26 protein-coding genes are annotated in these 19,025 nt (G+C 42.9%); all 26 read left to right on the forward strand.

Going from position 1 to position 19,025, the window contains the following annotated elements; all coding sequences use genetic code 11:
* Positions 1-19 precede the first annotated feature (19 nt).
* Genes PGRAN_RS02395 through PGRAN_RS02515 form a run of 26 tightly spaced genes read left to right on the forward strand, consistent with a single transcriptional unit; the run spans position 20 to position 18,935 of the window.
* Complete coding sequence (locus PGRAN_RS02395; RefSeq protein WP_036064765.1) at positions 20-925, forward strand: DUF2184 domain-containing protein; 906 nt, start codon at positions 20-22, stop codon at positions 923-925.
* A 28-nt stretch (positions 926-953) separates the two neighbouring features.
* Positions 954-1,331, forward strand: coding sequence for a hypothetical protein (locus tag PGRAN_RS02400; protein WP_036064766.1), 378 nt, complete (start codon positions 954-956; stop codon positions 1,329-1,331).
* Between the two features lie 13 nt (positions 1,332-1,344).
* Complete coding sequence (locus PGRAN_RS02405) at positions 1,345-1,689, forward strand: DUF4054 domain-containing protein (RefSeq protein ID WP_036064767.1); 345 nt, start codon at positions 1,345-1,347, stop codon at positions 1,687-1,689.
* Positions 1,689-2,282 carry a hypothetical protein gene (locus PGRAN_RS02410; protein ID WP_036064768.1) on the forward strand — a complete coding sequence of 198 codons (594 nt, stop codon included), beginning with the start codon at positions 1,689-1,691 and terminating at the stop codon, positions 2,280-2,282. The genes PGRAN_RS02405 and PGRAN_RS02410 overlap by 1 nt, the downstream gene beginning before the upstream one ends.
* The gene (locus PGRAN_RS02415; RefSeq protein WP_036064770.1) at positions 2,283-2,663 is read left to right on the forward strand and encodes a hypothetical protein; all 381 of its coding nucleotides are present in this window, start codon (positions 2,283-2,285) and stop codon (positions 2,661-2,663) included.
* Complete coding sequence (locus PGRAN_RS02420) at positions 2,653-3,135, forward strand: phage neck terminator protein (RefSeq protein WP_036064772.1); 483 nt, start codon at positions 2,653-2,655, stop codon at positions 3,133-3,135. Before PGRAN_RS02415 ends, PGRAN_RS02420 begins: the two co-directional genes overlap by 11 nt.
* A 2-nt stretch (positions 3,136-3,137) precedes the next feature.
* Positions 3,138-4,136 carry a DUF3383 family protein gene (locus tag PGRAN_RS02425; protein ID WP_036064773.1) on the forward strand — a complete coding sequence of 333 codons (999 nt, stop codon included), beginning with the start codon at positions 3,138-3,140 and terminating at the stop codon, positions 4,134-4,136.
* A gap of 14 nt (positions 4,137-4,150) precedes the next feature.
* Positions 4,151-4,552 carry a phage structural protein gene (locus PGRAN_RS02430; RefSeq protein ID WP_036064775.1) on the forward strand — a complete coding sequence of 134 codons (402 nt, stop codon included), beginning with the start codon at positions 4,151-4,153 and terminating at the stop codon, positions 4,550-4,552.
* A gap of 48 nt (positions 4,553-4,600) precedes the next feature.
* Positions 4,601-4,966 (forward strand): hypothetical protein, encoded by a 366-nt coding sequence (locus PGRAN_RS02435; RefSeq protein WP_036064776.1) that lies wholly within the window; start codon positions 4,601-4,603, stop codon positions 4,964-4,966.
* Positions 4,947-5,138, forward strand: a complete 192-nt coding sequence (locus PGRAN_RS16510; protein WP_036064779.1) for a hypothetical protein — start codon at positions 4,947-4,949, stop codon at positions 5,136-5,138. The genes PGRAN_RS02435 and PGRAN_RS16510 overlap by 20 nt, the downstream gene beginning before the upstream one ends.
* A 1-nt stretch (position 5,139) precedes the next feature.
* Complete coding sequence (locus PGRAN_RS02445; protein ID WP_036064780.1) at positions 5,140-9,729, forward strand: tape measure protein; 4,590 nt, start codon at positions 5,140-5,142, stop codon at positions 9,727-9,729.
* A 1-nt stretch (position 9,730) separates the two neighbouring features.
* Positions 9,731-10,300, forward strand: a complete 570-nt coding sequence (locus PGRAN_RS02450; RefSeq protein WP_036064781.1) for a phage baseplate protein — start codon at positions 9,731-9,733, stop codon at positions 10,298-10,300.
* On the forward strand, positions 10,301-10,666 hold the full coding sequence (locus PGRAN_RS02455) for a phage baseplate plug family protein (RefSeq protein ID WP_036064782.1): 366 nt from the start codon (positions 10,301-10,303) through the stop codon (positions 10,664-10,666).
* Positions 10,659-11,090 carry a hypothetical protein gene (locus tag PGRAN_RS16515; protein WP_149023953.1) on the forward strand — a complete coding sequence of 144 codons (432 nt, stop codon included), beginning with the start codon at positions 10,659-10,661 and terminating at the stop codon, positions 11,088-11,090. Before PGRAN_RS02455 ends, PGRAN_RS16515 begins: the two co-directional genes overlap by 8 nt.
* Positions 11,050-11,625, forward strand: coding sequence for a hypothetical protein (locus PGRAN_RS16520; protein ID WP_149023954.1), 576 nt, complete (start codon positions 11,050-11,052; stop codon positions 11,623-11,625). Before PGRAN_RS16515 ends, PGRAN_RS16520 begins: the two co-directional genes overlap by 41 nt.
* Positions 11,626-11,970, forward strand: a complete 345-nt coding sequence (locus PGRAN_RS02465; protein ID WP_036064783.1) for a hypothetical protein — start codon at positions 11,626-11,628, stop codon at positions 11,968-11,970.
* On the forward strand, positions 11,970-12,320 hold the full coding sequence (locus PGRAN_RS02470; RefSeq protein ID WP_036064785.1) for a DUF2634 domain-containing protein: 351 nt from the start codon (positions 11,970-11,972) through the stop codon (positions 12,318-12,320). Before PGRAN_RS02465 ends, PGRAN_RS02470 begins: the two co-directional genes overlap by 1 nt.
* The gene (locus tag PGRAN_RS02475; RefSeq protein ID WP_036064786.1) at positions 12,313-13,494 is read left to right on the forward strand and encodes a baseplate J/gp47 family protein; all 1,182 of its coding nucleotides are present in this window, start codon (positions 12,313-12,315) and stop codon (positions 13,492-13,494) included. Before PGRAN_RS02470 ends, PGRAN_RS02475 begins: the two co-directional genes overlap by 8 nt.
* Positions 13,484-14,116 (forward strand): hypothetical protein, encoded by a 633-nt coding sequence (locus PGRAN_RS02480; protein WP_051998392.1) that lies wholly within the window; start codon positions 13,484-13,486, stop codon positions 14,114-14,116. The genes PGRAN_RS02475 and PGRAN_RS02480 overlap by 11 nt, the downstream gene beginning before the upstream one ends.
* 17 nt (positions 14,117-14,133) lie before the next feature.
* Positions 14,134-16,116 (forward strand): hypothetical protein, encoded by a 1,983-nt coding sequence (locus tag PGRAN_RS02485; RefSeq protein ID WP_036064788.1) that lies wholly within the window; start codon positions 14,134-14,136, stop codon positions 16,114-16,116.
* Between the two features lie 14 nt (positions 16,117-16,130).
* Positions 16,131-16,574: a hypothetical protein gene (locus PGRAN_RS02490; RefSeq protein ID WP_036064790.1), complete on the forward strand. Its 444-nt coding sequence runs from the start codon at positions 16,131-16,133 to the stop codon at positions 16,572-16,574.
* Positions 16,553-16,942: a hypothetical protein gene (locus PGRAN_RS02495; protein ID WP_036064792.1), complete on the forward strand. Its 390-nt coding sequence runs from the start codon at positions 16,553-16,555 to the stop codon at positions 16,940-16,942. The genes PGRAN_RS02490 and PGRAN_RS02495 overlap by 22 nt, the downstream gene beginning before the upstream one ends.
* 14 nt (positions 16,943-16,956) lie before the next feature.
* Entirely contained in the window at positions 16,957-17,232 is a 276-nt protein-coding gene (locus PGRAN_RS02500; protein ID WP_036064794.1) for a phage holin, read from the forward strand.
* Positions 17,229-18,179: a peptidoglycan recognition protein family protein gene (locus tag PGRAN_RS17450; RefSeq protein ID WP_051998393.1), complete on the forward strand. Its 951-nt coding sequence runs from the start codon at positions 17,229-17,231 to the stop codon at positions 18,177-18,179. The genes PGRAN_RS02500 and PGRAN_RS17450 overlap by 4 nt, the downstream gene beginning before the upstream one ends.
* Positions 18,180-18,201: 22 nt before the next feature.
* Positions 18,202-18,396: a LysM peptidoglycan-binding domain-containing protein gene (locus PGRAN_RS02510; RefSeq protein ID WP_036064796.1), complete on the forward strand. Its 195-nt coding sequence runs from the start codon at positions 18,202-18,204 to the stop codon at positions 18,394-18,396.
* A 26-nt stretch (positions 18,397-18,422) separates the two neighbouring features.
* Positions 18,423-18,935 carry an SH3 domain-containing protein gene (locus PGRAN_RS02515; protein ID WP_036064798.1) on the forward strand — a complete coding sequence of 171 codons (513 nt, stop codon included), beginning with the start codon at positions 18,423-18,425 and terminating at the stop codon, positions 18,933-18,935.
* Positions 18,936-19,025: the final 90 nt, after the last annotated feature.

The following is a 19,025-nucleotide window of genomic DNA, read 5'->3' on the forward strand; positions in this document are numbered from 1 at the left end:
AAATGAGGAGGAAAAATAAATGCCAGCATCACAAGTAACAGCGAGACTACAAGCTCGCGATTTAGAAGTTATTGATAAAACTCTATTCGAACCGCGCGAAGAGGAACTCACAGCGCGTACTATTTTTGACATGAAAACTGACATTGATCCTGGGGCGGAGACATATGGTTATGATGTTGCCACTCGATCGGGGGCAGCTAAGATCATTGCAAACGGTGCAAATGATCTACCATTGGTTGACACAGACGTGAAACGCTATTTTGCGCAAATTTACACGATTGCCTTAGGTTTCCGATACAGTTTGCAAGATTTGCGTCAATCACAAATGACAGGTAAGCCGGTAGATGCCACTAAAGCAGCTGCAGTCCGTCGCGGTATAGCAGAGAAAGAAAATTCTTTAGCTTGGAAAGGTGATCCTAGATATGAAATTCAAGGGGTAGCGACAGCCACTGGGATTCAAATCGAAGCTGTAGGAACAAATGCAGCAGGTACATCTACTAAATGGGTGGATAAAGCGAGCGATGAAATCGTTGAGGAATTACGTAAATTACGTACACGGATTACTGTGTTACCTGGTTATGGCGATGCCTCACTAATTCTAGCATTGCCACCAATCCAATTTGAAGAGTTGAACAGACGTTACAGTGACTATGATGCTAGAACTATTATGCAAGTTGTTGCTAGCAATGGATGGTTCTCTAAAATCAAGCGTGTAGCTGATTTGAAAGGCATTGGTCTTTCGAAATCCGACTCTCTTATCATTTGTCACTCGGAACCAGAGACGGTGCAATTGCTGTTACCAATGGATATCACACGACAACAAGAAGAATATCAATATCCAAACTGGAAAGTACCGTGTGAAGAACGTTTTGGCGGCGCTGTTGTTCGTGCTCCACACGCTATTCTACGCGCTGACGGAATCTAATAAAATGATTTTGGGAGGGGTTAAAAAGATGATTATTCATAACAAAGGTAAGTACACATATAACATTGGCGCAAGGATTATTCCAGGCGCAAACAATCTGGAGGGTTCGGATATTGATGCCTATAAAGCGGCGGTAAAATTACCGTTAAATGCCGCTTTGGTGAAGGCAGGAACGATTGTGCAAGAAGCTGAGGATATTACACAAATGAATGTTGAAAAAGCTGGCGATCTTATCAATGACACTTGGGATTTGCAAGTATTAGATCAGTTTAAGGAAAAGGAAGAGTCTAGTAGGAGTCCACGCTCTACCGTAATTAAGGCACTGGAAAAACAAGTAGAATCGATAGTCAACCCGCCTGATGAGGACAGATTAGAGAATAATGGTGATGGGAACCCGCCTGAATAGGAGGTTTTTTATTTTGACTAAAACGACTGTTGATAAGTTAAAATACACAGCAAAGGAAGTAAGCAATCTGTCCAAAGAGGCATTAGAAATGCACATTGACGATGCCTATCTTGAAGTACAAGAAGCTAATTTTCCAGAAAAACACGAAGAACGAGCTAATCGCTATCTGGCTGCGCATCTTGCCACATTAGGGGATAAGAATGTTAAATCCGAAGCTGTTGGTTCGTTGAAACGTGAGTACTCTGGGAAAAATGTATCTTTCCAAAATCTAAAAGGTACAGCATATGGGCAGGAGTATTTGCGCTTGTTAGAGGAATTTGCAGGTGGTGGCAACGGAATAGGGTTGTGGGTGATTTAATGCGAGTGACTAACGATAAAACAGTAATGAAAAGTGTAATCCAGACGTTAGACGAACTAAACGATTACTCATTACAAATTGGGATATTTGGCGAAGACAACTCATTTATTCAGATGATAGCAGGTGTGCAAGAATTCGGTCTAACAATCAAGCCTAAGGGCAAGTATTTAACCTTACCTACGGAAGCGGCGGGCGGGCGCAAAGCTCGTGAAATACCTGGTCTGTTTAAGCCACGGAACAAAAATATACTTGCTGTTGCTGGCAAAAACGGCAAGCTGACAGTTATGTTTTATCTCAAAGAAGAGGTAAAGATTCCTGAACGGTCTTTTTTGCGTTCAACTTTTGAGGAGAACAATCAGAAATGGATTGATTTCTTCGATAGGAAAATGGACGAGATTATTGTCGGAGAATGCACAGCACAGCAAGTATATAACCAGTTAGGCGCGATGATTGTGGCTGATATTCAAATGAAAATCAGGGATACACAGTCACCAGCTAACTCGGGGTATACGGCTAAGCGTAAAGGCGCTAATAACCCGCTTGTTGATACAGGTAGGCTACGTCAGAGCGTTACATGGAAGGTGGTCCGCTAAATGGAAAAGATGGATTTCTTATCACTATTGGACACGTTTGGCGTACCACTTAAAGTGTATCCCAAACAGGAGGCTGGCGGTGAATACAACAATATGGGTGTATGGATCAAAAAAGAGGCGGACGAAGTAACAGCTTTAGAAGTCTCAGAGCCATTTATCCCGTCATCGTTGCAAACTAAGCTACCTGTTCAAGGTAACTATCGCGGTGGCGGACGAATTGAAGAATTTGAAATGGTTTGGTTCTCGTCGCAAGTTGTTCCGATGAAATCGATAGTTGTTCATAACGGTATATCGTATTCAGTCGAGGACAGCATCCCTTACACAGACTACAGTAATGTAACACAGTACGGATGTAAGGCGGTGAGCGCTTTTGTCAAGTAACACAGGGTATGATTACTCCGATTTGGTGACTGCGCTTGTAGAAGCCGTTTCAAGTTTGAGCAACGGAAAACCTCTCATCGAATCAAATTCGAATGGAGAGCAACCAGATTACCCGTTTTGCACATATTCGATAATTAACCCGTTTATCGGAATTACGTTCGATGTCGTGCAGAATGAGACGTTTGAGGCGGTAATTTCACTGACTTGGCATGATGATTCAGCAATTAACGTGCTAAATCTAGCAAATAGAACAAATAAATGGTTCCGTTCCTTCATAGGGCGGGATTTTTTGTTTCAAAAAAACATCATTGTTGTTGATGTGAAGATGGACGGTCAACGTGACGATCTTATCAGTGTTGAGTACGAACGCAAAGCGGGGTTAGATATCCGGCTGCGGCTTAACGACTCATTTATTGATGAAGTGGAGAGCATTGACGAGTTCAGTATTAGCAACGAAAACGAGGAGGAATAACGATGGCAGTAGCAGTAACAGATGTTGTAGTAAACATCGATATCGAACGGCCAGCCGCAAAAGTTGGTCTTGGGCGTCCGTTAATTTTAACAAAAGATGTTGCGGTCGATGCAAAATATGGCGAGTTTACATCGCTTGAAGCATTAGCGAAAACATATCCGAACACTACGAAGGTGTATGAGAAGGCCAAGGCAATCTTTTTACAGAAGAACGCGCCTGACATGGTTGCAGTAGCGCCTTTTAGCACTAGTGTTGCGAACGCGTTAGAGGATGTTTTCTCAAAGAGCTGGCATTTCGCTATCTTGGCTGATTATGTAGCAGCTGATGCGCTAGCAATTTCAAACTTGATTGAAGAAAAAGCGTTCAAGTTTGCAGTGATTCAAGTACCTACATTCGCTGGAGCATCGCAGCTTAAAACGAATTCACGCACAATTGTTGTTGTTCATGACAAGGTTGGCGAGCATTTAGATGCTGCATGGATTGGCGACGTTGCAAGCGCAACAGTAGGCTCCGCCACATGGAAATTCCGTTCCAATCTAGTTGGTATCACAGCGTCTGAACTCACTTCTGCACAAGTAGACGAGATACATGCGCAAGGTGCAGTTGCATACATCATAAAAGCAGGTGTTTCGCAAACATCTGAGGGTAAAACGGCAAACGGCGAGTTTATTGATGCATTGCACGGCGACGATTGGGTCAAGTCTACAATCGAAACCCGCTTGCAAAAAGCACTTACGGATGCAGATAAAGTTACTTTTGATTCTCGTGGTATTGCGCTACTGCAAAGCGAACTTACGTCGGTATTGGACGAGGCATTCCTAAACGGGATTGTCGATAGCGACGATGAAACTGGGCAGGCGAACTATTCAGTTACAGCAATGCAGCGTAGCGAATTAAAAGCAGAGGACATTTTAGCACGGAAATACAAAGGACTTAGATTCCGATACAAGCGTTCTGGAGCAATTCATAGCGCTACCGTATCCGGAACTATTGTCGTGTAAGGGAGGTAACGTAAATGCCAGAAGGAATGGAAACTTACGATGCCGCAAAGGTATCGATTATCGTAGATGGATTAAATTATTTTGGTTTCAGTGACGGAGACATGGTTAATTGCTCTAAAGACTCTAATAATGCTGAATTCAAATCTGATGCGCAGGGAAACGCTTCAGCGGCTGTTAATAATGACAGCCTAGGAACAATCAAAATTGATTTAGCGCAGACCTCGCCTTGTTACAAACATATCGTAGGTCTAGCTAATTCAAAAAAGACTTTTCCGATTCGTATTGTGGATGGTAATCATGTCATTGGTGGTTTGCGTGCAATAGTTGAGAAGTTACCAGATGCAGGTTATGGAAAAGGCGTAGGAACTCGCTCTGCAACTATTAAGGTCATGGACTATAGCGATAAATTTAATTAAAAAATACCATTAGGCGGCTGAATGTCGCCTATTTAGGAGGAAATGGACATGGCAGAAGAAAAGAAAAACACGGCAACAAAGAAAGATATCGAGGCGGTACAAGCAAAACAAAGTATTCCAGAGGCAGAAAAAAACCCTATGGGTAAATTCGGAGTAAAAGAAACCTTCGAAGGTCCGGATGGCACAGAATACACCTTCCAATTCCCTGGAACAAGAGCGGCGCAAGACATTATAGATCAATCGAAAAATGGCTATGGTGTGGTTGTTGAGTCAGCATACAACGAGGCACTATGGAAGTCGGTTATTGTGTCGCCGCAGGGGATTAATTGGGATTATTGGGATGAAATGCCTAATAGAGGTTATCGCGACGTAATGAACGCCGCAGACAACTTTCTTGGGCGCTGGATTAACTAATCCTAATCCGAGAGTGGTAGAGCGGGAGGTCAATCAAAACTTTGATATTTGGCTTCCTGTTATCGCTGGAATTGCGACGAAAGAAGAAGTTGAAATGGCTACGGCGCATCAGCTAGCAACGTGGTGTGAGGTAGCGAAAATAAAAATAGAAACAATGGGAAGGGGTGTCTGATATGGGCGGTGCATTGAGAAAAGCGACGATTGAGATTGATTGGAAAATCAATAATAAGTCTTTAGGTGAAGCGAATAAGGAAACTGACGGCTTAGTTCAACGCGCAGGCAAGGCTGAACAAGGCTTTGCAAAAACGAAGCAGTCCATAAACGGCACTACCTCCTCATTAAAAAATCACAATTCGACCGTGAAGCAAGCGACTGATAACGTAGTACAGTTCCAAGGCAAAGCACAAACTGCTTTCAACGGAACAGCACGCGCGGCGCAAACCACGGGGTCGAATGTGGTACATATGAGCGACGCAGTCGGTAAGTCGCAACGAAGTGTAACGCAAATGGGCAAAAGCTCACAGCAGGCGTTGAATGGCACGAAAAATAACGTTGTAGATCTGCGTAGTAAGTTTGGAGAGTTAGGGTCTGGCATTAATTCCATGGCAGATAAAGCATCATCGGGGATTGAGAAAGGCATCAGTAAGCCTCTTGGCGCCGTCAAAGGATTACTGCTAGGTATTGGCGCATCCGCAGGTTTAGCGGGATTAGGCGGCATGGTGAACGCGGGTATCGGGCGATTGAGCGCGATTGAAGATGCTAAACTGTCACTCGACGTGATGATGGGAGATTCAGGAAAAGCGCAGAAGTTCATGGATGAAGTACTAGCATTCGCGAAAACTACACCTTACGCGTTTCAGGACTTAGCGACAAACTCAAAAAACTTACTAGCATACGGTATGGATCCATCGAAAGTTGTTCCAACGATGAAGGCTATCGGGGATCTGGCCGCGGCATCAGGTAAGGGTTCGGAAGGTATAAACACCCTCTCTAACTCGTTTGGTAAAATGCAGGTAATGGGCAAGGTCAGCATGGAACAATTGAACACCGTGACAGAAGCAGGCGTGCCAGCGCTGAAAATCCTAGCAAATGCTAATAAAATGTCGGTAAAAGACATGCAAAAAGCGATATCTGACGGGAAAGTAGAGTCAACAAAGGCTATTGCACAGATGGTTGAGGGCATCCAGAAGGGTTCGAAAGGTATCGCAGGTGAAACTGTAGCGCTTGGTGGTGTAATGCAAAAGCTAAAAGGAACTTGGAAGGGCTCCTTAGATTCTATGAAATCGGCTGTTACATCAACCATGGCGACATTGTTTACACCTGTTAAACCACACTTGCAGGCTGGAATGGTTTGGTTTGCAACTCAGTTTAAGAAATTGCCTGACATGATGACAACTGTAAGTGAGATGTTCGAACCAGCGGTGGAACCGATAAAAGATTCGTTAAATTCTACTAAAGTTTTTATTACAGATACTTTTATCCCCACGGCAAAAGATTTAGGGGCCGCTCTGGGACCTGGTATCGTGGCTGGCGGAGTGGCTTCGTTAAAAGCCTTCGGCTGGACCTTAGAACATGTGGTTACACCGCCTTTGAAGACGGTACAAGGATTCATCGAAAAGCATCCTGAGGGAATGAAGACGACTGCTAAGTTTGCTGGGATAGGACTGGCGGCGTTACTTGGGTTTAAAGTTGTTTCTGGTGTCTTTTCTAAAACTAAAGGGGCTGTTGATAGTTTAATAAATTCTATTAAGAAAATAGGGCCAGCGACAACATCGGCAGCTATTCAATCTAGTGCATCTATGCAAGGGATGGAAGTTGCGGCAAATAGAACGCGGTTAGCTGATAATATACTACCTGCCGGGACAAGCAGAGTAGCCCCTAAAATTGCTAAAACACCTCTATGGAGGAAGCTAACAGTTGGTACAAGTAAGGCTCAAATAGCAGCAGTTCAAGGCACACGCGCGGGAAACAACTTGAGTTTATTGTCGAAAGCTAAAATGGGCATGAAATCGACAGGAAGCCTCGGCAAATTAGCTGGCGGAGCGGGTGTCGTTGGTGTTGGATTGAGTGCAATCGATCTGCTTAGTATGAACAAAAAGAATGCTGGGGAGAAAATTGGTAAGTTTGGTGGGTCAGCTGGAATGGGAATGGCTGGAGCTGCGATTGGAACAGCGATCGCGCCAGGCATTGGAACTGCAATAGGAGGCATGATAGGAGCGTTTGCGGGGAGCAAGTTTGGTGCCGAATTTGGGAAATATGTTCAAAAGAATTGGGGGAACATCAAATCTGGCTTAAAATCCGCAATGGAGAGCGTGTCCGATTTTGGTAAGGAGCATCAAGTTTTAGGTGCTCCGATCCGCTATGTTGAAAAGCATGTCGAAGAATATAAAAAAGGCATTAAACAAGTTAAAAAGCTATGGGCAAGCGGCAAAGAAATGTACAAAGAAGCTACTGCTGCGCTAATCTCTGATAAAATGAATGTTGGTGGAAATGGTGTAAGTAAGGCTACAGAAAAGCAGGTTAACTCATATGTAGATACGGACAACAAAATGGCTAGTGAATATCAGTATAAGATGTTTACAGGTAAGGCTACGACAGCTAAAGAAAACGCAGCGACTAACAAGGCTTACGGTTCACAAGCATCTAAAATCGTTTCTGCTTATGATAAAAAAGAGCAAAAATCCGCTAAGAATATTGATTTCTTCCAGCAGTCTGGCGTCATGAGTAATTCAGACGCTAAGAGCGCAAAAAACCGTACGAAAGAATTCTACAACATTGGCAAAGCAGACGCGAAAAAGAACGCTGCTGAATTGAAACGTATTAATAATCAGATGTATAAAGAGCAAGAATCTGCAACGCAAACGTACGAGAAGCGTATAAATGCAATCAGAGCTAAGGCGAAAAAAGAGGGGCGTGTCCTCACATCGAAGGAAAATGCCGAAATTACACGGCTCGAAAATTCAAGTAACGCACACCGTAAGAGTATCTATACCAGATATGAAGGACAAATCAGCTCGATTCAGAAAAAACAACAACGTGAGGCAGTCACATCGATGTCTAAATCTGCGAAGGAGCAGAAGCTTATTTTAGGCAAGCTACAAGATGATTCAGGCAAGATTTCAGCTAAACAAGCTGCCGATGTTGTGAAAAACTCTAAAAAGGCAAAAGACGGTGCAGTTAAAGAGGCTAACTCTAAATACACCTCAGTAATCAAGAAAGCCGAAGAAGAGTACTATGTAAATGGATCAATTTCGAAACAACAATATGAAAAAATTGTCGGAAATGCTAAAAAAACACGGGATGAAGCAGTTCAGAAAGCAACTGATATGCACAATGGTGTTGTGGATCAAGCGAAGAAACAGGCAGCAGGACATGCATCGCAAGTAGATTGGGAAAAAGGGCAAGTTTTAGGAATTTGGGATAACATAAAAATTGGCTTGTCTAAAGCTGTAAACTGGGTAACAAGCGGAGTAAATTCAGTTCTTAAATTCTTTAAAATCAAAGAAATACCACCGTGGAATCCATCTGGTTCAGGCGGAGGAGGTTCATCTTCTAGTTCTGGATCATCATCAAAATTCTCAGGTGGCGGTAAGCAATCAGGTAGCTTGGCGATGAATTACACTGGTTCAAACAGTGCCAGTGGTCAGATTATGGCTGGTGAAGAAGGTTTCGAGATTGCTTACGACAAAGCAAGTGCGAAAGCTCATATCTTAGGTGCCAATGGACCAGAAATCAGACACGTAAACCCTGGCACGAAAATTCTTAATCATGCTGATTCTAAAAAGATAATGGCGGGAGGATTAGGCGCTGGGAAGGTATTACCTGGTTTCGATAAAGGGACTACTCCATTAGCAGACTTTGCAACTGATGTACTAGGTAAAGCAAAGAATATAGGTGGCAAAATCATTGACAGTGCTTCTGATAAGTGGGATTGGGTAGCTCACCCAGTGAAGAAAGTAAAAGGATTGCTAGATAAATATAATCCTTTCAGTGGTGGAGATGGCGTAGAAGGTATAGGAAGCGGCATCTTTAAGTACTTCGGTAAAGGTGTTACCAATTATGCTAAAGAAAAACTAGCAGATGCAGGTTTCGGTGGTGCTGGTCCTGCTGGTCCCGCGGGAGCGAATGCTCAAGCATGGGCTCCTATCATTCAACAAGCGGCGGCTGCAATGCGTGTAAACTTAGGCGGCGGAGAATTAGGCGGTATCATCGCTCAAATTCACAGAGAGTCAGGTGGTAATCAGAGTATTGTTCAGTCATCCGCAGTTGTTGATGTTAACACGCTGAGCGGAAATCCAGCTCGCGGATTATTGCAATATATCCCGCAAACCTTTGGTGCCTATGCAGTAAAGGGACATGGCAATATAAATAGTGGATACGATCAATTACTCGCATTCTTCAATAACTCCACATGGCAACGAGATTTGCCGTATGGTAAGAGAGGCTGGGGGCCGAGAGGTAAACGTAGATTTGCCAAAGGTGGACGTCCTAACGTCGCTGAAACAGTGCTCGTTGGCGAAGAAGGACCAGAATTATTCGAAACCGATTCACCAGGAACGATTCACACAGCGCGTAAGACACAAGAATTACTGAACAACCGCAAAGGTGGCGGTGAGACTCACTACCACTTTGAACCTACTATCAACATCACGGTTCAAGGATCAAACACAGACGCAAAAGGCATTGCAAGTGAAGTAAAAGGCGCATTGTACGAGATGTTCCAGCAATGGCTAGAACAAATTGAACCAGGGGAGGTGTACTAAGATGGCAAAGCTAGCAGGTATCTATATTGTTAATGAAACAGAGACCTTCACGCCTTCCGTCGAGGTCACCCAGCACCCTGTTGAGCAAGGCGTGGCTATTACGGATCATGTGCAGAAAAATAATCGCACAATTAGCGTAACAGGTATGTTGCTTGCGAACGATTCAGCGGCGGCCGAACGCAGTTACAACACGCTACTGGCCAAAATGGAATCCGGCGCATTCGTGACCTATGTAGGGCGGACGTATGCAGCTAACTATCTAATAACATCGATGCCGAAAGACTATAGCGCAGTGAAAAATGGGTTTGGTATAAGTATAGAGCTACAACAAGTGAGAATTGCAAAAAGCCCGTGGGTGCGCAAAAAAACAACTGTTCAAGTCAAGGCTAAAAAGTCCACGGCAAAACCTAAAACATCGACCGCGAAGAAGTTTCATAAAATCAAAAAGGGCGAATGTTACTGGATTCTAGCTCGTAAATACGGGACAAATCTTAGCACATTAATGGGATGGAAAGAAAATAAATGGCCTGCGCGGAGAATTCCGATTGGCGTAATGGTGAGGGTGAAATAAATGGCTATACGTGAGTATTTACCGGTTGATATCGACGACATTCCAGAACGATTTGATGTGGATATTGAGGACGAGACATTTATTTTTCAGGTCAATTACAACATGAGTCAGAAATACTACACAATCGATCTGTACAGCTCGGATGAGGACCCGATTATGTTAGGGGAAAAACTTGTGCTAAATGAATCGCTTTGGGAAGGTATTTATGACGAGCGACTTCCTGCCCCTACCTTGATTCCGATGGATGAGTCAGGTCTGGCCAAAGCAATCACACCTGATAATTTCATGAAAACAGTCTTTATTTTCTTTGATAATATCGTGCAAGATTTAGAGCCAACGTTGGGAGAAGGTGATTCGGATGGCTAACGAGTTATTCGGGCGTTACGCAGATGTTTATATCAGCGGGGCGGTTTATGCGGCCCATTTTAACATGGCGAATCTACATATCGAATTTGAAGTGGAATTCGATGACGATTCTAAGCCGAATATAAGCTCTGTGAGCATTTATAATCTTTCCCAAACATCTAGGTCAAGAATTGTAAAAGGAGCCAACATCGCTATCACAGCAGGCTACAGAAAGGACGGCACGGGCGTTATACTCCAAGGAAAAATAACAAACGTCACGAACAACAAAGATGGCGTGGATCGCATTACGAAAATCAGCGTCAAAGAGGGACAAGATTACAGTCATATCAAGATTGACACATCAACTGCAGACGCTGCAGAAAAGTACCAGGTAAAAAAAACGCGTGAAGCTCAAGAAGCCGATTGTCACGTACACGAAAACTAAGACCGGCAAGAAGAAAAAGAAAACTATTTCGTACCGCACAGTAACCGAAACGAAGTACAAAAAGCGTGCGATGAAAAAAAGTTTCGGCAAAAATACGCGATCATCAACGATAATTCGATGGTGTGCTAGAACGCTCGGGATGAAGATAACGACGCTCTCCCTTCCTACGGACAAGATTTACAAAAAAGGTTATACCATCACGGGGAGTATCGAGGCAAAGATGGAAGAGGTCGTTAAAAATTGCGGTGCTGTTATGTATTATCGGCGCGGGAATATGGTTATCCGAAGTATTAAGGTCGGTAATGATGAGCGGTTTACATTGAGCGCAGCGACCGGCTTGCTAGATAGTCCGGAGCAATCGGAAGATGATGACGGCAAGAAAATATACACCGTGCGATCGTTGCTACAATATCGGATTGCAACAGCAAGTATTATCAGTATCAGCTCGAAAACGGTAAACGGCACATTCCGAGTGAAAAGTGGCAAGCATATCTGCAACGGCAGTGATTTTATTACGGAACTGGTGGTGTTCTAAATGGCGAACGATACGAAGTTTTGGGACACTTTTTCCCGTTCAATCATTATGAAAATTCATACATTGGCACCTGCGAGAGTACTAGAATTAAACAGTGACAAGACAGAGGCACAGGTACAGCCGCTCTTTTTGACAAAAGATAATGACGGCAATATGCTAAGGCAACCTAGTGTTCCAGCCGTTGTTTTAAAACACTGCAGAGACGATATAAAAGTAGATGATGTGGTTTTTATCATAGCAGCGGAACGGTCGCTGGATAACTTTGAGGGAACAAATGAGTTTATTGATCCTGACGATGTTCGAACTCATGCGTTGCAAGATTCAGTGATAGTAGGTGTGTACTGATGAAAGATTTATTAATCAAAAACGGCGATCTCGTGTTCACGGGTACGGATTTTAGGCTAGTAAAGGGGTCGGAACAGTTGAGGCAAAATGTCGAATCAATTTTGAAAACATCAGAAGGCGAGTATGTCCTTGACGAGGATTTAGGGTTGAATCGCGAGAACATCCTAGGTAAAGGTTTCGACGAAGAACTAGCTCGTACCGATATCGTAGAGGCAATCGGGCAAGAACAGCGAATAGAAGAAGTATCGCAAATCGACTTTGAAAAGAACGGTCGCGAGCTAAAAATAAACCTAAAAATGATTGAGATGGACGAGGAAGAACTTGAGTTGGAGGTGGATTTGGATGCTTGATGAAACGGGGTATAAACGCCCAACTTACAGCGAGATATTGGAGCAAGAAGAAGCAATGGCGCGTGAATTGTTTGGTGAGGATGCAGATGTTTCTTCAACTGCAGCACTGGGAAAGCTGATTCAAATCAACGCTTGGAAGCTGTCAGAGCTGCACGAATTGGTGGAACGCGTCTATTACAGCGGTTTTCTTCGCTTCTCTGAAGGTGTGCAGTTGGAAGCCCACGGCAACAACCGCGGGATTTATAGGAACCCTTCGTCGGAGTCATACGCAATCATTGAAGCGACAGGGCAACCGGGATTTGTTCTTGAGACGGAAACAGAGCTGACAACTGAAAACGATGTGCATTTCATGCTTATTGAGGATTTGCGGATCGATGCAACTGGAATTGGGTATGCCGACGCCGTCTCGATTGATAAAGGAGCAGATCAGAATGTCGCGGCCAATGTCATTAATCAACTAATAGAGCCATTTGACGAAATAACTTCTGTTACGAATTTAGTCGCCTCATCAGGCGGAGCCGATGCGGAAACGGATAAAGCATACCGAGACAGAATACGACTCAATAACGAAGGTAAATCTACAGCGATTCGTGATGCCGTAATAGCCGCAATTAGGAACGTAAACGGCGTACAGTCTGCATCGGTAATCATTAATAACACAATGCAAACAGATGGCGATGGTAATCCTCCTAAATCAATTCACCCCTACGTGCTGGGCGGGAACCGCGAGGATATTGCGCGAGCGCTACACGAAAATATTCCAGCGACAGCACAGACAGTTGGAACGATTTCAGAAGTCGTCAAAGACCTGGCGAACATCCCGCATACGTACCGCTTTGATTACGCTGTTCAAGTGCAGATATTTGTTAAGGTTGAGGCGACAATTACACCTGAATTTGAGGTCGATGGCGAGGCTGTGATTCAAGATAGAATTGTAGGAGATATCGGCGGAGTTAACCGCGAAAATGTAGTCGTAATAAGCAATCAGATGGGCGATGAAGTAGACGTTTCGACACTCTATCATGCCATCGGTGATATAGCTGGCATCAAGAAGTCTAGAATCACGATAGGCACATCAAAAGATAACCTATCAAGCGCGACCGTCACTATATCGCCAAAATCAGTTGCCCAAACTGCAATTGCTAACATTGAGGTGATTACAATTGACAACTGATAACTATTCGAAGATGTTGCCAGATATGTACGACAAGGCGCCTGAAAGCAATATTTCTAAGTTGCTACAGATTTATGCAGACGACATAGAAACTTTGCGAGCAATAGCGGAAAAGGTCGAAGCCTACCGTGATATAGACCAGGCCGTCGGTAAAACACTAGATTATGCAGGCAATAACATTAATCAACAACGCGGTAAGACCTCGGACGAGATTTACCGTGTACTGATTAAAGCGAAAGAAACGCGGATTCGTTGTTCCGGCACAATAGATGACATTATCGAATCACTTGCAAGAGCGCTAGACTGCTCGTACGATCAAATTCAAATCTACTCAGATATCGACGAAGGAGGGACGGAACCAGAGGCGCTAATCTTAAAAGGGCTACCTCTTGAGTCATTGAATAAAGTAGCTATGTCGGCCACACAATTTACACAATTAGTTCAAAAAGTAGTACCTTCCGAGGTGAGAGTATCGTCAGTTATCCTAGACGGTACTTTTTCTTTTGCGTCTGGAAGTTTAGTAGAGACGAGTCCTCAGGGATTTGCTAATACAGCAGGAACAACAGGTGGGACATTGGGCGGCGTATTTACACCAGAAAATGATTATATCCTACCAATTTAGAAAGAGGTGATACCAAAATGGCTACAGAAAAGACCTTTAATCAAGGTTTACCCGAGTGGCAAAAAGCAGGGTCTAAACCACCCAGCACAATAATTACAGGTGGATGGGCAGCAAATCAGAAACCGCCTGCGGATTACTTTAACTGGTTTTTCAATACTACTTACATGGCGTTGAAAGAACTTCAAGAAGTCGCGGATAAAGAGTTTATTAAGCGCGACGGAACAGTATCTATGACAAGTGCATTGAAAGTGAAATTAGCAAGTAATTCTGGGAGTGTTCTGATAATAAATGAAGGAAGTGTTTCACACGGCTTTTCTACAGCAATAACAGCGGCCGGTTATATCGTGATGGCCCCAATGGGTTCAGATGGAACTCCTGATTGGACGAAACAACTTCGGCTAAATAGATTAGGTGCTTTAGATGTTCAAGATTTGACCATTAAAGGCGAGCCAATCGCACTAGCAAAGGATTATTTACCTTTAATTGGAGGGGAAATGCTAGGTGCGATTGCCAGCGCAGCAGCGACACCAATTCAGGCGCGGCTTCCAAACAACATTTACACCTGGAATCGAGGGAAACAGGCGGATGGCACAGTAATCAAAGTTGAATCACGTTTAGCTGGGACCTCGCCATATACTCAGTCATTAGAAATTACAGTAGGTTCGGGTGTTGGCGCGGTATCGGCAGATGGTAATTTCACTATAGACGCGGTAGGAGCTAACGATGCAATAGTGAAAGGTACAGTTCAATTCGGGCATACACTGCGCTATAGTGTCAACGGTGTAAACATTACGACTGGCGTATCTGTTGCGCAATATTGGTACAGGGTTACACGTAACGACGATGGCAGTAAGAATTATCTACAATTCGGTGCGCCGCTTGATTTTTCAGGAATAGGCGGGACGATAGGTGCTGGTATTAATTTTGTTCAAGCATATCTACGCTTCAACGGTCGTGATATCGCAATTAAAGATGAAGTTCTACTCCTAACAGGTGGTGAGTTAACTGGAACAGTGCATACTCGCGCTTCAATTGCCTACACTGGTAAGGTGGGAGATATTAAGCATTACATTAATCCGCAACCAGTCGGAACTGTGATAAGGTTTGAACTGTTTATTGACGGGGTCTGGAGTAAATCGCTAGACATTACCGTAGGTGATACAACAATAACAGGGACGTCCGATTTCTTCTTAAATCCTATGACAAATACAGCATCATACATTACAGGAATTGGTCCACTTGAGGCCACAAAAACGAAGGCTACAGTCATATCAACAGGTGCAAATACAATTTCAGGAGCTGCATTACCTACATTTTGGTGGCTACGAATTTTACGAAATTTTTACGACACATGCATACAAGCTGGGAAGAATCTGATATTTTCCGCATACGGTAACGCGCAACTTGATAGTGTAGAGGTGAAAACTAAATCACTCACTCAAAATGGAAAGAAGGTTGCTCTAACAGACGATGTCAACAATTCGATTGCAACTGTTCAAACAAGTCTGTATAACCATATAGACGACACAGTATCGCATATCACTTCAAGCGAGCGAATTGATTGGAACTCAAAAGAAACTAAAGAAGGCGCTCAATCAAAGGCTAATTTGGCAGAAACAAATAGTAAGGCATTCACAACAAGTGAAATAGCGAAATTAAAAGAACCATCGGCATGGACCAAAGCGGCATTTAGGTCAGGGTCAGGGTTTACGCATTTTGCTGGTGCCGATGTGCATACAACTATTTCTGCCGACGGAAAAGTGCTTTATGGACGAGGTACAGGAGCCATCAGCAATCCGACAACGGCGCAAATAGAGGCATTTACTTTGCCATCTTCATATGTAATAGACTTTTCGGGATCTGCTCCTGTTACGCTCCAAAATAGTAGCGGAACCGCTCGAATATTGATTGATGCTGCTACAAAAAAAGTGTTAGTCAATATTAGCGATACAAATGCAACTGGTGTGATGTTCAGCTTTGCTATACCAATTAAACTTTAGGAGGTGTAAAGATTATGAAAGCTTTATTAAGCAGGCTGTCAAGGCAACTAAAAGAGCTTAACTACAAAGAGATACTTTCGATTATGTTTCTCTTGTATGCCTCGCTTTTCAATATAATTACAGGATTTTTCTTAATGGTATCGGGGGACACGATCGCAGAACGAAGTGATACCTATCGATTAATGCAAAATTTGATGAACATGGACACCTGGGGGCTATTCTTCATAGTAAGCGGGATATTGTTGTTTATTGCTGATTTTCAAGAAACGAAAGCCAAATTCATAAATATGATAATTGGCGGAACCATTGGGGCGATGGTTCTTTTTTTGTACGCTTCGGCAAGTTTTGAAGTGTCATTATCTCTAATGTTGCCATCAAGATATGCGATGGCAGGCTGTTTTAATCTATTTATTGCACTACTGGGAGGCTTGGAATTATGGAAAATAAAAGCGAGGTGAGTCAAGACTTTGTAACTAGGTTGGATTTACTTGAGCATGGTGACAAGCTTAAAAGTGAATTCACCAAAGATTTGAAGGAAGTAAAAGAAGAAGTTTTAGATTTGAAAACGATGGTACTCCCTCTGGCCGTTTCTGCGGAACAAACAGCTAAAAATACTGAAAAGATGTCAGAAACTCTAGAGAGGTTTGCTAGCAATACAACTGTGCACCTGCATAAACACGATCTAGACATTAGTAAAATGCAAGGCAACGTAGAAGTAGGACGCGAAAGAAAGCAAGGAAATACGTCAATAATAGTTGCGATAATAACCATCACGGGTGGTGTTATCGGCACTATTATTGGATTAGCACCATTATTTTGGAATTGAGAGGAGCTAGAACTATGAAAAAATTCAACATAAAAAATGTAAGTGTAGCTACGTGGGTAAGAACGGCATTATTGGCGGTGGCGTTGATAAATCAACTGTTATCAATACTGGGGATTAATGCTTTACCATTCAGTGATGCAATGGTAGAACAATTTGTAACATTTATGTTTACAGCTGTGACGGCAATTATCGCGTTCTGGAAAAATCAGAGTTTCACGAAAGCAGCACAGAACGCTGATGTGCAAATGAAAATGGTAAAAACAAAAAAGAAACAAGGTGATTACAGATGAGCGTTATTACAAATGACTATATCCGAGTGAATCAGCATTCAAGACCAGGTTCAAAATTGACGGTAGTCAATAAAATAATTATGCACTACACTGCGAACAATGGTGGTACAGCGCGCAATCATTGGGGTTATTTTAATAATCTAACTGATCGCTACGCATCTGCTCATATTTTTGTAGATGACATCGAGGCCTTATGTATCATTCCACAAAACGAGGTGGCGTACCAGGCAAATGATATCCAAAAATACGTCAATGGCTCACCTTATCGTGGAGTAACGGCTTTACTAAGTAATGCCAATTTTAAAGCTATCGGCATTGAAATGTGTCTAGATAAGAAAGGAAATATAACTGCTGCTACATTCAATAGAACTGTTGATGTAGCAGCAGAACTGTGCAAAATACACAAATTAAAAGCAGCCGATATCGTTCGACATTATGATGTCACAGGGAAAATTTGTCCTGCGCCTTGGGTTAACAATAGCGCTGAATTTACTCGCTTTAAAAATGCAGTGGCACTTAAATTAAGCGGAAATCCCAAAAAAGGAAAACAATGGCTATACGCAAAACGTAATTTGTATATTTTGAAAGGCGCGGGCGATTGGACAAGCGCACTGGCCTTCACATTACCGCAACATTCCGCTGTGCAAGTTGATTGGGACAATCTGAAAAACGGTTGGTTTGAAATCAACTATCAAGGTAAAAAAGGCTACTATTCGGCATCTGTAGCAAATTATTTTGATGAAAAGAATCCGAACGTAACTTATATTTGCCAAGATGACCTATTGTTCCGCGCTGATCCGAAATGGGGAGGTCCTCCATCATTCCGTCGTAAAAAAGGCGAAACGATTAATGCAGTAGAGAAGCTGTCAAACGGCTGGCTGAAATGCACGCTTGGCACGCAATATGGCTATTTACCAGATAGCACAACATATCTAAAGAAAAAATAATAATTAGAACGGAGAATGCAAAATGGCAGAGAAAGCGAAGAAAAAAGAAGATGAACAGGTAGTAGCAGCAACAGAAATCAAGCATATTGCTAAGGCAGGGGAGAAATTAAGCAAGATTGCGACGGATAATAACGTCACAATCGGTCACTTAATCGCTCTAAATGAACTGTCAACAATGGTTCTTGAAGAGGGCCAAGTAGTATACATCCAAAAATAAAAAAATTGAAAAGGGAGTTTTAAAAAATGAAAAAGATTATTGTAGCTATTCTGGTTGGAGTTTTAGCATTTGCGGCACCTGTTGCAACGCAGGCGACTGTGATGAAAGAAGTCGTAACCCAGAAGCAGAATGTCTATAGCCAGCAAAATGGGCGTGGCGTGATTGTTGGCTATCTGTATCGTGGATCGGTCATTAAATACGACAGTGTCAGCAAACGGACAATTTACCGAAATATTAATGGATATTTAAATACTGGTTATTACCTGGCTCCAGCTAAAATCAATACCTGGTGTGCTGCTGTTGTGACCTCTGGTGCGTTAAATCTACGTTCACAACCCAATAGTACAGCTAAAATCATTACAACGCTTGGAGGTAACGAGGTAATCAGAGTAAATACCGGAGCCATGAAAAACGGTTGGTACCCAGTTGCATATAATCGCGCTGGTTACTGGAATTGGGAAGGTTATGTTAATTCCAAATATGTTATTCGTGTCGACGGATTTAGTTTTGATTCATTAGCCCAGTTTTCAACTTTATAAACACAAAAAAGCCCCCGAATTAATTTTCGGGGGCTTTTTATTTTGGGTATTGTGGCGTTTTTAAATTTAAGTGAAGGGTATTTGTATATA

The organism is Listeria grandensis FSL F6-0971 (genome assembly GCF_000525835.1).
In the GTDB taxonomy this organism is placed as follows: Bacteria; Bacillota; Bacilli; order Lactobacillales; family Listeriaceae; genus Listeria_A; species Listeria_A grandensis.

Coding starts and splice junctions, on each gene's coding strand:
- PGRAN_RS02395 (WP_036064765.1), top strand. CDS start 20: ATGCCAGCATCACAAGTAACAGCGAGACTACAAGCTCGCGATTTAGAA.
- PGRAN_RS02400 (WP_036064766.1), top strand. CDS start 954: ATGATTATTCATAACAAAGGTAAGTACACATATAACATTGGCGCAAGG.
- PGRAN_RS02410 (WP_036064768.1), top strand. CDS start 1,689: ATGCGAGTGACTAACGATAAAACAGTAATGAAAAGTGTAATCCAGACG.
- PGRAN_RS02415 (WP_036064770.1), top strand. CDS start 2,283: ATGGAAAAGATGGATTTCTTATCACTATTGGACACGTTTGGCGTACCA.
- PGRAN_RS02425 (WP_036064773.1), top strand. CDS start 3,138: ATGGCAGTAGCAGTAACAGATGTTGTAGTAAACATCGATATCGAACGG.
- PGRAN_RS02430 (WP_036064775.1), top strand. CDS start 4,151: ATGCCAGAAGGAATGGAAACTTACGATGCCGCAAAGGTATCGATTATC.
- PGRAN_RS02435 (WP_036064776.1), top strand. CDS start 4,601: ATGGCAGAAGAAAAGAAAAACACGGCAACAAAGAAAGATATCGAGGCG.
- PGRAN_RS02445 (WP_036064780.1), top strand. CDS start 5,140: ATGGGCGGTGCATTGAGAAAAGCGACGATTGAGATTGATTGGAAAATC.
- PGRAN_RS02450 (WP_036064781.1), top strand. CDS start 9,731: ATGGCAAAGCTAGCAGGTATCTATATTGTTAATGAAACAGAGACCTTC.
- PGRAN_RS02455 (WP_036064782.1), top strand. CDS start 10,301: ATGGCTATACGTGAGTATTTACCGGTTGATATCGACGACATTCCAGAA.
- PGRAN_RS16515 (WP_149023953.1), top strand. CDS start 10,659: ATGGCTAACGAGTTATTCGGGCGTTACGCAGATGTTTATATCAGCGGG.
- PGRAN_RS02465 (WP_036064783.1), top strand. CDS start 11,626: ATGGCGAACGATACGAAGTTTTGGGACACTTTTTCCCGTTCAATCATT.
- PGRAN_RS02470 (WP_036064785.1), top strand. CDS start 11,970: ATGAAAGATTTATTAATCAAAAACGGCGATCTCGTGTTCACGGGTACG.
- PGRAN_RS02475 (WP_036064786.1), top strand. CDS start 12,313: ATGCTTGATGAAACGGGGTATAAACGCCCAACTTACAGCGAGATATTG.
- PGRAN_RS02485 (WP_036064788.1), top strand. CDS start 14,134: ATGGCTACAGAAAAGACCTTTAATCAAGGTTTACCCGAGTGGCAAAAA.
- PGRAN_RS02490 (WP_036064790.1), top strand. CDS start 16,131: ATGAAAGCTTTATTAAGCAGGCTGTCAAGGCAACTAAAAGAGCTTAAC.
- PGRAN_RS02495 (WP_036064792.1), top strand. CDS start 16,553: ATGGAAAATAAAAGCGAGGTGAGTCAAGACTTTGTAACTAGGTTGGAT.
- PGRAN_RS02500 (WP_036064794.1), top strand. CDS start 16,957: ATGAAAAAATTCAACATAAAAAATGTAAGTGTAGCTACGTGGGTAAGA.
- PGRAN_RS17450 (WP_051998393.1), top strand. CDS start 17,229: ATGAGCGTTATTACAAATGACTATATCCGAGTGAATCAGCATTCAAGA.
- PGRAN_RS02510 (WP_036064796.1), top strand. CDS start 18,202: ATGGCAGAGAAAGCGAAGAAAAAAGAAGATGAACAGGTAGTAGCAGCA.
- PGRAN_RS02515 (WP_036064798.1), top strand. CDS start 18,423: ATGAAAAAGATTATTGTAGCTATTCTGGTTGGAGTTTTAGCATTTGCG.